At 69.6% G+C, this 13,482-nt stretch carries 11 protein-coding genes; 6 read left to right on the plus strand and 5 right to left on the minus strand.

Annotated elements, in window-relative coordinates:
- Positions 1-9 precede the first annotated feature (9 nt).
- The 5 genes from GA0070216_RS22945 (at position 10) to GA0070216_RS22965 (ending at position 7,743) form a co-directional block, all read left to right on the plus strand.
- Positions 10-1,053, plus strand: coding sequence for a methyltransferase (locus tag GA0070216_RS22945; RefSeq protein WP_091249981.1), 1,044 nt, complete (start codon positions 10-12; stop codon positions 1,051-1,053).
- Position 1,054: 1 nt separating this feature from the next.
- Positions 1,055-1,633, plus strand: coding sequence for a flavin reductase family protein (locus tag GA0070216_RS22950; RefSeq protein WP_091249983.1), 579 nt, complete (start codon positions 1,055-1,057; stop codon positions 1,631-1,633).
- 8 nt (positions 1,634-1,641) lie between these two features.
- A complete protein-coding gene (locus tag GA0070216_RS22955; protein ID WP_218108261.1) occupies positions 1,642-2,967 on the plus strand; it encodes a cation:proton antiporter in 1,326 nt (441 codons plus the stop codon).
- A gap of 111 nt (positions 2,968-3,078) precedes the next feature.
- On the plus strand, positions 3,079-4,623 hold the full coding sequence (locus tag GA0070216_RS22960; RefSeq protein WP_091249988.1) for an MDR family MFS transporter: 1,545 nt from the start codon (positions 3,079-3,081) through the stop codon (positions 4,621-4,623).
- A gap of 1,095 nt (positions 4,624-5,718) precedes the next feature.
- Entirely contained in the window at positions 5,719-7,743 is a 2,025-nt protein-coding gene (locus tag GA0070216_RS22965) for a HelD family protein (RefSeq protein ID WP_245722655.1), read from the plus strand.
- A 50-nt stretch (positions 7,744-7,793) separates the two neighbouring features.
- On the opposite strand, the gene GA0070216_RS22970 is transcribed toward GA0070216_RS22965, so the two are convergent.
- Together GA0070216_RS22970 and GA0070216_RS22975 are read right to left on the minus strand one after the other, a co-directional pair.
- Positions 7,794-8,357, minus strand: a complete 564-nt coding sequence (locus GA0070216_RS22970; RefSeq protein ID WP_091249994.1) for an NADPH-dependent FMN reductase — start codon at positions 8,355-8,357, stop codon at positions 7,794-7,796.
- Positions 8,358-8,401: 44 nt separating this feature from the next.
- Complete coding sequence (locus GA0070216_RS22975; protein ID WP_245722656.1) at positions 8,402-9,862, minus strand: DHA2 family efflux MFS transporter permease subunit; 1,461 nt, start codon at positions 9,860-9,862, stop codon at positions 8,402-8,404.
- Between the two features lie 77 nt (positions 9,863-9,939).
- On the opposite strand from GA0070216_RS22975, the gene GA0070216_RS22980 reads away from it, so the two are divergent.
- Positions 9,940-10,398, plus strand: a complete 459-nt coding sequence (locus GA0070216_RS22980; RefSeq protein WP_091249997.1) for a MarR family winged helix-turn-helix transcriptional regulator — start codon at positions 9,940-9,942, stop codon at positions 10,396-10,398.
- Positions 10,399-10,827: 429 nt separating this feature from the next.
- Here GA0070216_RS22980 and GA0070216_RS22985 read toward each other — a convergent pair whose 3' ends face one another.
- The 3 genes from GA0070216_RS22985 to GA0070216_RS22995 form a co-directional block, all read right to left on the minus strand.
- Positions 10,828-11,649 (minus strand): alpha/beta fold hydrolase, encoded by an 822-nt coding sequence (locus GA0070216_RS22985; RefSeq protein ID WP_091250264.1) that lies wholly within the window; start codon positions 11,647-11,649, stop codon positions 10,828-10,830.
- Between the two features lie 20 nt (positions 11,650-11,669).
- On the minus strand, positions 11,670-12,239 hold the full coding sequence (locus tag GA0070216_RS22990; RefSeq protein WP_091250001.1) for a DJ-1/PfpI family protein: 570 nt from the start codon (positions 12,237-12,239) through the stop codon (positions 11,670-11,672).
- Between the two features lie 88 nt (positions 12,240-12,327).
- On the minus strand, positions 12,328-13,071 hold the full coding sequence (locus GA0070216_RS22995) for a GntR family transcriptional regulator (protein WP_091250004.1): 744 nt from the start codon (positions 13,069-13,071) through the stop codon (positions 12,328-12,330).
- Positions 13,072-13,482 lie beyond the last annotated feature (411 nt).

Below are 13,482 nucleotides of genomic sequence, written 5' to 3' on the forward strand. Positions count from 1 at the left end.
GGACAGGCGATGACTCTTGGCGCAGCTCCCAGCAGTTCGGTGGCCCGGGCACGGGCCGTCATCGGGCTCAACACGGCGTACTTCCGGACGAAGGCCCTGCAGAGCGCGGTCGAACTCGGCGTGTTCGACCTGCTCGCCGACGGCCCGGCCACGGTGGAGACGATCCAGGAGAAGCTGGCGGTCCAGCACCGGTTGACCCACGACTTCCTCGACGCGCTCGTCGGACTGGAGTTGCTGGAGCGCGACGGAGCGGAGTACCGCAACAGCGAACTCGCGGCCGAGTTCCTGGTGACCGGGCAACCGACATACCTGGGCGGCACCTGCGCCCAGCACGCGAGGCTCCACTACCACGCATGGGGTCGGCTGACCGAGGCGCTGAGGGACGGCCATGCCAAGTCAGCGGTGGCGGCGCAGGGCGCGGCCGCTTATCTGGACTACTACCGGGACCTCGACAAGGCCCGGCAGGTCATGACGCACATGGATGCGCACAACGGGTTCACGGCCGACGAACTGGCTCGGCAGCTCGACTGGTCCGGATACACGACGTTCACCGACGTGGGCGGCGCCCGCGGCAACGTGGCGGCGCGCATCGCCCGCGCACACCCGCATCTACGCGGCGTGGTCGTCGACCTGCCCGCGCTGCGCCCGCTCTTCGACGAGCGGATGCGGGAGCTGGGCACGACCGACCGGGTGCGCTTCGCTGGCGGCGACTTCTTCGTCGACCCGCTGCCCGCCTCGGATGTGCTCATCCTGGGCCACGTACTGGCCGACTGGCCGGCGGACAAGCGGATGCGGCTGCTGCGCAACGCCTACCAGGCCGTCTCGCCCGGAGGGCGGATCGCCGTCTACGACGTCATGATCGATCCAAGTGGGGACGACCTGGAGACGCTGCTGCAACGCCTCAACAGCGCCATGATCCGTGACGACAACTCCGCGTACTCGGTCTCGGACTGCGAGGGACACCTGCGCGAGGCCGGCTTCGAGGTGGAGCGGGTGTTCCGCGCGGACACGATCACCCGCGACCATGTCGTGATCGCCCGCAAGGCGGTGTGACATGCGTGGTCGACAGGACGTGCGGGTGCCTCCGGAGGTGGCCGGGGCCTGTGTCGACGGGACCACGTTCCGGTCGGTGATGGGCGCGTTCCCGTCCGGCGTCACGGTGGTGACCACCCTCGGCACTGGCGGCGCACCACTCGGTGTCACCTGCAGCGCGACGTGCAGCGTGTCACTGGACCCACCGCTTCTGCTGGTGTGCCTGAACAGGAACAGCCGGGTCCTGAGCGCACTGGTGGACCGCGGCCAGTTCATAGTCAACTTCCTGCGGGACAGCCGGGAGAACACCTCGTCGCTGTTCGCATCGAGCACAGCTGACCGGTTCGCGTCGGCGGTGTGGGAGCCCAGCCGGCGGGGAGGGCTCCCGCTGCTGGTGGCCGACAGCATCGCGCACGCCCAGTGCGAGGTGGTGGGTGTGATCGACGCCGGCGACCACACGATCGTCATCGGCGCTGCCGTGGACGGCAACGTGCACGACGACGCGCTCGGGCCGTTGCTGTACTGGCGTCGCAGGTACGGACGCTGGCCGGCTGAGGACGACACGCGAACCATCGCCCTCACCCTCGCTGCGGAAGGATGAGCGGCCGCGTGGCTCACGCACCGGTCCCGCTGCTTCCGGCACCGCAGCTGTTGCTGTTCCTGTTGCAGGTGGCTGCCCTGCTGGCGGTGGCCTTCGTGCTCGGCCGGCTGGCCAGCCGGCTCGGCATGCCGGCGGTGGTCGGGGAACTCTCGGCCGGCCTGCTACTCGGGCCGACCCTGCTGGACCATCTCGCGCCGGGTCTGGCGGCGTGGCTGTTGCCCAAACAGGCTGACCAGTTCCACCTGCTCGACGCGGTCGGCCAGATCGGGGTCCTGCTGCTGGTCGGGGTGACGGGGATCGAGGTCGACTTCCTGCTGTTACGTCGGCGGGGCACGACCGTGCTGCGGGTGGCCACGGCCGGGCTGCTGCTGCCGCTCGGGCTGGGCGTGGCCACCGGGCTGCTGCTGCCGGCCTCGTTGATACCCGGTGGTACCGACCGGGTCGTCTTCGCGCTCTTCCTGGGCGTCGCGATGTGCCTCAGTGCGCTGCCGGTAATCGCGAAGACGCTCACCGACCTGCGGCTGCTGCATCGCAACATCGGTCAGCTGATCCTGGTCACCGGCATGGTGGACGACGCATTCGGTTGGCTGATGCTGTCGATCGTCGCGGCGATGGCAGCCACCGCCCTGCACGTCGGAACGATCGTGGTGTCGGTACTCACACTGCTGGCGATCGTCCTGGCGGCGGCCAGCGTGGGTCGGCCACTGGTCCGTCTCGCGCTGCGCCTGGCCGAGCGTACGGGCGGGTCGACCGGCGTGGTGACCGTCGCGACGATAGTCATGTTGGCCTGCGGCGCGGGCACCCAGGCGTTGGGCATGGAGGCGGTCTTCGGGGCCTTCGTCGGCGGGGTCCTGGTGGGTAGCAGCGGCGGGGTGGCCCGCGCCGCGCTCGCGCCGTTGAACGCGATCGTGCTGGCCTTCTTCGCGCCGCTCTTCTTCGCCACTGCGGGGCTGCGCGTCGACCTGACCGCGCTGGGCCGGCCGGTCGTACTGTTGACCGGACTGGTCGTGCTGACGGTGGCGGTGGTCGGCAAGTTCGCGGGCGCGTTCGTCGGAGGGTTGGCCAGCCGTCTCAACAAATGGGAGTCACTAGCTCTCGGAGCCGGCATGAACGCCCGGGGCGTGGTCGAAATCGTCATCGCCATGGTCGGGCTGCGCCTGGGCGTCCTCAGTACCGAGACGTACACCATAGTGGTGCTGGTGGCCATCGTCACCTCGCTGATGGCACCACCCATCCTCCGCGTCGCCATGCGCCGGGTCGAGTACACCGTGGAGGAGTCCTTTCGCGCCAGGCGGAGCGGCGCTTCGTTGGCACAACGTGCGGACTCCGGCTAGCGATTTTCCCGAATTTCAGGAATCCGTCGGGAGTGTGCCGACTGGGGTTCGACGGGAACTCGGGATATCCTGCAGCGGCTCGTGGCGGCCTCTATCTCCAAGGAGACAGTGATGGCGACCCCTGACCCTGAGATAGTTGACGCACCGCCGCGAGAGGGGCCGCTGGGCCGCAACTCGATGCGCATCGTCGTCATCGCGATGATGATCTGTTCCGCGCTCGGTTCACTCGATCTGACCATCGTGTCGACCGCCGCACCGACGATTGTGGGACAACTCGAGGGTGTTCAATACCTTTCCCTGCTGTTCACCATCTACATCATCGTGGCGGGCGTGACCACGCCGCTGTACGGAAAACTCGCCGACCTCTACGGCACGCGCCGGTTGTATATCTTCGCGATCAGCGCGTTCCTCATCGGCTCGGCGCTGTCAGGCATGGCACAATCGATGGTGCAGCTGGTCGCGTTCCGTGCCGTACAGGGAGTGGGAGCCGGCGGCCTCTCGGTGCTGACCATGACGGTCGTCGCGGAGATCGTCCCGCTGCGCGAACGGGGCAGGTTCATGGGCATGTTCGGCGCCGTGCTCGGCGTCGGCGCCATCGCCGGCCCACTGCTCGGCGGTGTCCTGACCGACCAGCTCTCCTGGCGTTGGATCTTCTACATCAACCTGCCGCTGGGTCTGATCGCGCTGGCCGCCATCATCCGGGAGCTGAAACTCCCGCCGAAGAAGTCCACGATGCCCATCGACTACCTGGGCTTCATCCTCCTTGCGGCGTTGATCGCCGACATCACGCTGCTCACGTCCCGGGGTGGCGTCCAGGACGCCTGGTCCTCCCCGATCATTCTCGCCCTGGCGGCCGCCGGGATCGTGCTGGTGGTGTTGTTCGTGCTGCGCGAACTGCGGGCACCCGAACCGATCATGCCACCACGGTTGTTCCGCATTCCGTCGATCACCTTTGCCTGTCTGGCCAACGTGATGGTGCATACCTGGATCACCGTCATCGGCGCGTTCGTGCCGATGTTCATCCAGCTTGCCATGGGCATCAACGCCTTTAACTCCGGTTTGCTCCAATTGCCGATGGTGTTCGGGTTGATGGTGGTGTCAATTGTCGGCGGCAATCTGATCACCAAATGGCGGCGGTACAAGTGGTCACCGGTGCTCGGCAGCGCCCTAGCCGTGCCGTCACTGCTGCTGTTCGCCACGATGACCCCACACACGAGCCTGTGGCTGGTGATCACGTACATGGTGGTCTTCGGGCTCGTCGTCGGGCTCTGCATGCAGCCACTGATGGTCGCCATTCAGGCCACCGCGCCGGAGCGGGACATGGGCAGCGCTACAGCGACCGGCGCGTTCTCCCAGCGTATCGGCGGTTCGCTCGGCTTCGCCGCACTGGCGGCGTTGTTCAGTAGCCGGCTCAGCACCGAACTCTCGCACCGGTTGCCAGCCGACACCGCGGCGCGGATCCCCTCGGATGGCTCGATCTCCCCGGTCGACCTGCAAGCGCTCCCTGTCGAACTGCGCGTCGCAGTGGAGTCGGCCTTCGCCGACACGATCCGGAGCGTCTTCATCTGGACGATCCCGTTGATGGTTCTGGCGCTCGTTTTCAGTCTCATGCTCAAGAACGTCCGGATTGACGAGGGCGTGGAGATCGAGGTCTGACCGCACAACGCAGACAGCACGGGCCGGCCCACCCACGACCAGGAGCAGGCCGGGCACCGCGGCCAGAACCGCGGAGCCCGGCCAATCCAGCCGGACCTGTCGGTTATGCGACACCGATTCCCGGCAACGACTGCACCGCTGCCCCTGCACGCGCCTGCATCAGGCTGACCGGGGCATGCATCTGCCTCACCGGTGGCGCGGGTGCAGAGCGAGGACACCGACCCGAACGATCTGCTCGGCCGGCCAACGGCTACACCTCCCGCGCCTCCGCCGACCTGCCGGGAGGCAACCGTGATGGCGAGAAGTACGGCATCGACTGCGGGTGTCGGGGAAGACGAGACCATCGGCGGCGAAGAAAGGCCGAGAAGGCCCGCAACGACCTGTAGCCGACGGAGCCCCGCCCACCCTCATCCAGGGCGGTAGTTCACTCCCGCCGCCCGCTCGGGCAAGCCCACATGTGTCACGTAATACGGCTCGTCCGAGGGGACTTGAACTCGCATGGCCGGAAACCGGCCGGCAGTCGAAAGTGCTCCAACAAAGTCAAGAAATGGACTGGCCTGGATCAATATCAGGCCCGTGACTGGCTGACCTGGGGTGCCATACCACCTTGTCGATGGCCGCCCACGCATGGCTCTTCGTCGCCGGAACCCCGGCCATCAGCAGGGGAGACAGAGCCACCGAGGACGCGATGATCGACTACCCGGCCCGCCCGACGCCACCAGCTCACCCACCGACACGGGCCAGTCAGCTGGGTGCCGTTGCAGTATCAAGAGGTGCTCACTGCTGAATCAAGATGGGGTGAGGCCACGAGCGGCAAGGGGCCGCAAGGTATTGAGATGCTCATCTCCGCCGACCAGGTTTCGGCACGATGAGGAGACGCCGACTCTATGCTTGCCACCGGAATACCTGTGGCCCGGTCGGGTGGCAGGAAAACACCAGGACGAGGATCTGGGAATGCGCCGGAAATCTGCTCTGGACAATGGCATCGCCGACGTCAGCCCGGCAATTCTCCACGGCGCAGCGCCAATCTCCCACGCAGCGGACGTCGCGCGGCGATCCGCGGTTGCCGAGGAGCAGGAGTTTCTCGACTCGGTCATGGCCCGCCGTGACCGGCTTGTCGACCACCTACAGGCCGAGCTTTCCTCGGGTGCCCTGGAGGAGTGGGAACGGGCGCGGCTGCGCCTGCTCCGCCGGCGGTACGAGGAGCTACTGCGCGCGCAGGAGAGGCTGGTCTTCGGCCGCCTCGACGGTCTCGACGGCACCGTGCGGCACGTGGGCCGGGTCGGCCTGCGCACCGACGACGAGGACGGTGGGCCGCTGCTGCTGGACTGGCGCGCTCCCGCGGCCCGGCCGTTCTACACCGCGACGGCCGTCGACCCGCAAGGTCAGGCCCGACGGCGGCACATCCACACGACGGGACCGGTGGTCGACGGCGTGGACGACGAGCCGCTGGAGGCGGGCGCCGCCACGGAACTCGTCGGTGCGGGGGCTCTGCTGGCCGCCCTCGACCAGCGGCGTACCGGTCGCATGTCGACTGCGGTCTCGACGCTGCAACGCGAGCAGGACGACGTCATCCGGGCGGACGCGACCGGACCACTGATCGTGCAGGGCGGTCCCGGCACCGGCAAGACCGTGGTGGCCCTGCACCGCGTCGCCTATCTGCTGTTCACCCACTCGGCGATCGCCGACCAGGCGGTCCTGGTCCTCGGCCCCTCCCCACGGTTCCTCCGGTACATCGCCCAGGTGCTGCCCGCGCTCGGTGAGACCGCCGTCGTCTCGGCGACCTGCGACACCCTGCTGCCCGACATCCACGTGGGCCGCGGCGAGAGCCGGAATCTCGCCGAGATCAAGGGCCGCGCCCTCTGGCAGGCCGCGCTCGAGAGCTACGTCACCGCGCTGCTCCCCCGGCCCCGCGCGCTGAGACTGCGCTGGGAAGGCGAGTTCCACGTCATCCCCGCCACGGCAGTGGCACAGGCGCTCGCCTCGGTGCAGGGACGCCCGTACCACCGGGCCCGCGAGGCGTTCGCCGAGCAGCTGCACCACCTCCTGGCCGAAGCCGTCGTCGCGCAGCGCGAGGCGCTGATGCACGAGATGGAGGAGGGCTTCGAGGACATCCTCGCCCGCGTCGACAGGAGCGTGCAGCGCGACCATCAGCCCGGCGGACCCACCGGCAGTGACATCGACGGACTGCTCTCCGAGGAGGAGGTGGAGGACCTTCGCCGTCGGATCGCGGAGAACGCGACCATCGCCCGCTTCGTCGAGTCATGGTGGCCCACCCTCGACACCGGGAGCCTCCTGGGTGATCTCCTGACCGACCGCGCCCGGTTGGCCCGTTTCGCACCCCAGTTGTCCACGGCGGAGATCGCCGCCGTCTCGGCCGAGCCGGCACCCTGGGCACCGAGCGACATCCCCCTGCTCGACGCCCTCGCCGACCTGCTGGGCGAGATCGAGGCCCCGCCACCACAGGGCGAGTTCGTCGCCGACCACGCCCGCCGGCAGCGCGGCTGGGTGTACGGCCACGTCGTCATCGACGAGGCGCAGGAACTGTCCGAGATGCAGTGGCAGATGGTCCTGCGACGGTGCCCCGGTCGCTCCATCACCGCGGTCGGCGACATCGACCAGGCGGAGGCGGCGCACCGGCACACCACCTGGGCACAAGCGGTGCAGGCAGCTTTCGGAGACCGCTGGACCGCTGCGGAACTGACCATCTGCTACCGGACCCCGCGGGAGGTCATGGACCTCACCGGACCCGTCCTGAGGAAGGCCGGAAGCCACAACACCCCACCACGGGCGGTGCGCTCCTGCGGCATCGCCCCCTGGGTGCTCACCGTCGCACCTGCGGAGCTTGCCGACACCACCGCCCGGCTGGTGCGACAGCTACGGCAACGGTGGCACGGTGGCACGGTGGGCGTCATCGCCCCCGCCGACCGCATCGCCGAACTCCGCTCCGTACTGGCCGACGTGCCGGTGCTCACCGCGACCCAGTCCAAGGGACTGGAATGGGATGCGGCGCTCCTCGTCGACCCCCAGGGCATCGCCGCCGCGCCGCGCGGCTGGAACGGCCTCTACGTCGCGCTCACCCGGTGCACCCAGGAACTCGGACAGTTGGTTCTCGGCTAGCGGCCGCCGTACGCGTCGACAGGGGTTTCGGGTGTGCCGCCGACGGCCGGTCACGGCTGGCGCAGGGTGGCCAGGGCACCGCCCCAGGCCACCACCTGGTCGAGCATCCGGCGCAGGATGTCCTCCTGGTGCTCGGCCGGCAGCACCTCGCCGCCCGCGCCGAACTCGGTGAAGTAGTTGAGACAGACCTGGTCGCGGACGTCGGCGACGTGCAGTTCGGCCAGCACCACCCGCAGGTGCTCCACGGCGCGGGTGCCACCATTGAGGCCGTAGCCGACAAAACCCGCCGACTTGTTGTGCCACTCGGTGTAGAGGTAGTCGATCGCGTTCTTCAGCACGGCGGTGTAGGAGTGGTTGTATTCCGGGGTGACGAAGACGAACCCGTCGTACGACGCGATGGTCTCGGCCCAGCGGCGGGTGTGCTCGCCGGTGTAGTGCTCGGCGCCCATCGCAGCCGGGACCGGCTCGTCGAGGTGCGGCAGGTCGTGGTCGGCCAGGTCGACGATCTCGTAGACCGCGTCGCCCCGCTGGGCGGCCAGCGTCTGGACCCACCGGGCCACCGCCTCGCCCCGTCGTCCCGGTCGGGTGCTGCCGATGATGACGGCGATACGCATGACATGACCTCCTGATCGATGGAATGTGTTCGGTGGCGTCCCGGTCACCGGGCCTCCACACGTCGGGCGCGTCGCTGCGCGCGGGTCAGCCAGGTGGCGAGGACGAGGGCGACCGCCGCCATCCCGGTCAACCACCGGAAGGTGACCCGGAAGGCCGCGGCGACCTCGGCGTCGGAACCGGCGTCCGCCAGCGCGCCGGAGAGCACCACCACGCACAGGGCACTGCCGATTGCACCGCCGACCCGGGACAGGGTGTTCACCTGCGAACTGGCGTCCGGCATCTGGTGGGACCGCACCCGGGCCAACGCGGCCGAGACGGCGGGTGAGCCGGCCAGCGCCAGACCGACGCCCCGGACGACCTGGAGGGCCTCGACGAGGACGAGGTCGGGGTCGGCCGGCAGCAGCGCCATCGGAATCGTGCCGACCACGACGACCACCAGGCCGATCAGGGCCACGACGCCGCCACCGTGGACGTCGGTCAGCCGGCCGGCGACGGGAAACGTCACCGCAGCGGCGAGGCTGAACGCCATCAGCAGCAGCCCGGTGTCGATGATGCCCCGCCCCATCCCGACCTGGAAGTAGAGCGGCATCACGATCAGCCCGCTGAACAGGGCAGCGCCGGAGAAGACGATGGTGCCCGCGGCGGCGGCGTAGACCGGGTCCCGGGCCAGGCGTAGGTCCATCAGCGGCTCGTCGGCGCGCAACGACCGGTGGACGAAGAGCGCCAACGCGACCAGCGCGGCCACCAGTGGCACCAGCACCGCCGGCGCGAGCAGCCCGCCGCGGTCCATCGCCGCGGTGACGGCGTAGGTGAGCAGCGGCAGTCCGAGGGCGACCAGCAGCAGGGCCGGCAGGTCGAGCCGGCCGGCGTGACCTGCCTCGCCGCGCGGAACCACCCGCAGGGCCAGCAGCAGTCCGACGATCCCGATCGGCACGTTGATCAGGAACATCCAGGGCCAGGAGAAGTTGTCGATGAGCAGGGCGCCGATGATCGGTCCGAAGGCCGGGGCCAGGATCGACGGAACGCTGGAGAGAGCGATCACCCGACCCATCCGCTCCCGGCCGGCGATCTGACCGAGGATGGCCATTCCGGCGGGGATGAGCAGTCCGCCGGTGAGCCCCTGGAGCACCCGGGTGACGATGAGCAGCTCGGCGCCGCGGGCGAGCGCGCATGACGCGGAGGTGAGGGTGAACCCGACCAGCGACCAGAGCCAGAGCCGGCCGGCCCCCATCCGCCGGCTGAGCCAGCCGCAGACCGGCAGCGTCGCGGCGAGCGCCAGCAGGTAGCCGCTGTTGATCCACTGCGCCTCGGTCAACGAGGCGCCCAGGTCGCGCCCGATGGCCTCGATGCCGACGTTGACCAGTGAGGTGTCGAGGCCGGTCAACACCGAGCCCGAGGCGAGGACGACCGCGATCCACCACACCGAGGCGGGCACCGCCGTGGTGGGGGTACGCCCCGTTGCGGTGGCCGTACCCGCGTTCCCGCTGGCTGCCGTCATCATCATCCCGATCAGAGAAATTGTTGGACATCCAACGATACCGGAAGATCGTTGGATGTCCAACGTTTAGGTACACTGGGCCGGTGACAGAGCGGACCGAACTCACACCGGGGGCACCGCCGGCCCGGCTCCGGCGGCTGACCAGTTGGCTGCTCCACCACGCTGCGGCCCGCGCCAGCCGGACCGTCGGCCGCCACCTGGACCGCCCGGCCGACCGGATGCGGTACGCCATCCTCGCCGCGCTCGACGAGTTCGGCGGCACCAGTCAGGCGGAACTGTGCCGCCGGCTCGGCATCGACCGGGGCGACGCCGTCTCCACGCTCAACGGGATGGAGGCCGACGGGCTGCTCCGCCGCGAACCGGACCCCGCTGACCGACGTCGCAACGTCGTCCACATCACCGCCGCCGGGACCGCCCGGATGCGGGAGCTGGACGTCCTGGTCGACGACGCCCAGGAGGAACTGCTCAGCGGGTTCACCCCGGCCGAACGCGCCCAGATCAGCCGCCTGCTGCACCGGCTGAGCGACCTGCCGCCGAGCTGAGTCACCAGGCCACCGGCACGCCGAACGCACTGCTCGCTGGTGCGAGACGTCTCCACCTCTAAGAGCATCCTAGGACATTAGGGTGCCGCGTCGGATGGCCATCGTCGGGCTGGTGAGGGCGTCATGAGGTCAGGCAGCCTCGACCGGGACGGTGCCGACCGGCCGGGACGGGTCACGATCCGCAGATCGGGCAGGTCCGGGTCGACGACGTCGAAGGCCGCCGGCCGCGGATACCGCAGCATCCGGACCGGCGGCCACCGCCGGGTGCGCGGGTCGTCGCGTCTCCCGCCACATGCGGGGCGCGGTGGGTGACAGCCACACGGTGACCTCGGTGTCGCCGTCCGGTCGGACGGCGACCAGGTCGACGCCGACGTTGATCGACCTGCGGCAGTCGCGCACCGCACCCGACGTCCCCGGGCACCGCTGCGATCAGAGACCGCGGTCCCCGCGCAGGAAGCACGACAGCAGTTGCCGGAACTCGTGCGGGTGCTCGATCGCCGGCACGTGCCCGCACCGGCCGAGCACGTGCAGACGGGCATCGGCCAGGTGTGCGAGCAGGGGCCGGGCCGCCGTCGCGAGCGGGGTGACCCGGTCGTCGACGCCGTGCACGAGCAGCACGGGCGCGCGGATCGCGGCCAACGTCTGCGCCGGGAGGGTGAGGTCGTCGACCCAGCGCGCCCGGGGTGGCGGGAACAACGACGCGTATGCGGCCTCCCCCGCCCGCATCGCGTCCGCGCGGGCGTCGACGGCCGCATCGGTCACGAGCGCCTGGTCGAGGACGAGGCGACTCAGCATGTCCCGTGCCCCGATCGGGCCGGCGGGGGCGCCCCAGAGCGCGTCGAGGTCGGCGGACAACGGCGCCCCGGGGGCGCCCATCGTCGCGACCGCCACGACCCGGGTGACCTGCTGGGGGCGGGCGGCCGCCAACGCCAGCGCCACGGCACCGCCCATGGAGTGACCCACCACGGCGTAGTGCGCGATACCGAGGGCCTCCATCAGGCCCGCGGCCTGCTCCGTCCACAGCCGGAGTCCGCCCCTGGAGCCCAGCGGGAGAGGTGTACGGCCGAACCCCGCCTGGTCGGGCGCCACCAGGTGCCAGGACGTCTCCAACGCCTGCGCGGTGGTCGCCCAGGCTCCGGACCCGGTCGTGCCGGGTCCGGAGCCGTGCAGCATCAACACCGCGGGCCCCGCGCCGCTCTCCATGAGGTGAACGGGGGAGCCGTCGACGGTGACGGTCCGATGTGCCGTCACCGGCGCGGGGCCGGGTGTGCTCACCTCGACGATGAATCGACGGACTTCGAGAAGAGCTCCATCATCGCCCTGCCGAACTGCGGCATGTCGTGCCATCCCCGACAGGAGACGAGGTTGCCGTCCACGACGTCGGGCGCGTCGATGACCGTCGCGCCCGCGTTCTCCATGTCACCGGTGATGGGGGCAAAGCACGCCGTCTTCCGGCCCTTCAACAGCCCGTACACCGCCGGCACCTGCGCGCCGTGGCAGACCAGCGCGATAGGAAGGTTGCGCGCGAAGAAGTGCTCGGTGATGCGCCTGACGTCGGCGTCGGCCCGGATCCACTCGGGGGCACGTCCCCCGGGGATGATGAGGGCGTCGTAGCGCTCGACGTCGACCTCGGCCCAGGGCACGTCGACCGGCAGCTTCCGGCCGATCTTCTCCACGTAGGCGTCGGAGTCGGGGTCGAACTCGTGGATGACCAGTTGCACGTCACGCATCGTCCGTGACGAGACGTCGACGTCCCAGCCGCCTTCCTGCACGCGGTAGTAGGGGTACATGGTGTCGAGTTCCTCGGCGGCGTCGCCGGTCAGGAGCAGCGCTCTGGGCACCTGCTTCTCCTCGCGTCTGGTGGTGGGTGAGGTGGAAGCGATCCAATCCGATCCGATTGGGCTAGCATTCCCGTGCCCCGCCCGCCCGTCAAGCCTCTACCGCCATCGCGTCCGCGCCCCTGAGTTCGTCGAAGAACCGCCGGAAACGTTCGCCGGAGAGCAGGATGTGCCGACGCATCGCGTAGGCGGCGGCGTCCGGGTCACGCGCGGCGATCCCGGCCACCACCTCCTCGTGCTCGGCCATGGCCAGGTGGGTGACCTGGGCGTCGTGGTGCAGCCGGAAGAGGTGTACGTGACTGTGCAGGCGGGCGAGCGCCTCCCGGATGACCTGGTTCTCGGCGCTCTGGGCGACGAGATCATGGAAGGCGGCGTCGCGTAGCCCGAAGGCGCCGTAGGCCGTGGGCCCGTTGCCCCCCTCCAGTTCCGCCATCTCCTCCAGCATTCGTCGCAGGCCGGCCACCTGCGCCGAGGATGCGCGTTCCGCGGATCTGCGCGCGGCGGCCGGCTCGAGGAGCAGGCGGACCTCGAGCATGTCCTCGAATCGGTGCCGGGTGATCTGCGGGGGAATGCGGTAGCCGGCATGAGGCACCCGCACGACCAGGCCCTCGGCCTCCATGCGGTTCAGCGCGTCGCGGATCGGCGTCTGTGAGACCCCCAGCTCGCGCGCCAGGACGTCGATCGTGACGCGGGAGCCAGGCTCGATCCGTAGCGACATGAGCTGTCCGAGCAGCGTGTCGTACACCTCGTCGGCAAGCCGGCCGCCAGCTCGTCCCGGCGACGTTCCGCCCGGCACGCCCCTGCGGCCCCGCGCGACCATCGCTTCGTCGTCCATCGTGACGTGGGGTCCTCTCTTGCACCTTCGGGAACCTGTTGACATCAGTCACGACGCTGCGACATGCTGACGCCCCCCACCAGATCGTATAGGAAACGTGACGGACGCCCGTCACTTTGCACCGTCGCCGTAACGCCTGCCATCGCTCCACTCGATCAACTGGAGCTCCATGAGCATGCTCGACGTCCTGCCCGGCTCGTCACCGGGCCACCGATGGGCCGACGTACCTCTCGACGGCAGGACAGCCCGGCAGGTCGCGGCGCGCCTGTGACGTCGGTCCACGGGTCGGCCCGCGCGCCGGCCCGGCACCACGCCTGAACCACCCAGCACCTGCTCGGCGAGGCACATAGCGAGGCGCTAGAAGTCCCCACCACCACCAGAAAGCAGGTACCACGATGCGGCATCCGAAGC

The organism is Micromonospora matsumotoense, assembly GCF_900091525.1.
In the GTDB taxonomy this organism is placed as follows: Bacteria; Actinomycetota; Actinomycetes; order Mycobacteriales; family Micromonosporaceae; genus Micromonospora; species Micromonospora matsumotoensis.

What these genes read in the sequence shown, in the direction of transcription:
- GA0070216_RS22945 (WP_091249981.1), top strand. Translation starts at nt 10, where the DNA reads ATGACTCTTGGCGCAGCTCCCAGCAGTTCGGTGGCCCGGGCACGGGCC.
- GA0070216_RS22960 (WP_091249988.1), top strand. Translation starts at nt 3,079, where the DNA reads ATGGCGACCCCTGACCCTGAGATAGTTGACGCACCGCCGCGAGAGGGG.
- GA0070216_RS22975 (WP_245722656.1), bottom strand. Translation starts at nt 9,862, where the DNA reads ATGATGATGACGGCAGCCAGCGGGAACGCGGGTACGGCCACCGCAACG.
- GA0070216_RS22965 (WP_245722655.1), top strand. Translation starts at nt 5,719, where the DNA reads ATGGCCCGCCGTGACCGGCTTGTCGACCACCTACAGGCCGAGCTTTCC.
- GA0070216_RS22950 (WP_091249983.1), top strand. Translation starts at nt 1,055, where the DNA reads ATGCGTGGTCGACAGGACGTGCGGGTGCCTCCGGAGGTGGCCGGGGCC.
- GA0070216_RS22970 (WP_091249994.1), bottom strand. Translation starts at nt 8,357, where the DNA reads ATGCGTATCGCCGTCATCATCGGCAGCACCCGACCGGGACGACGGGGC.
- GA0070216_RS22995 (WP_091250004.1), bottom strand. Translation starts at nt 13,071, where the DNA reads ATGGACGACGAAGCGATGGTCGCGCGGGGCCGCAGGGGCGTGCCGGGC.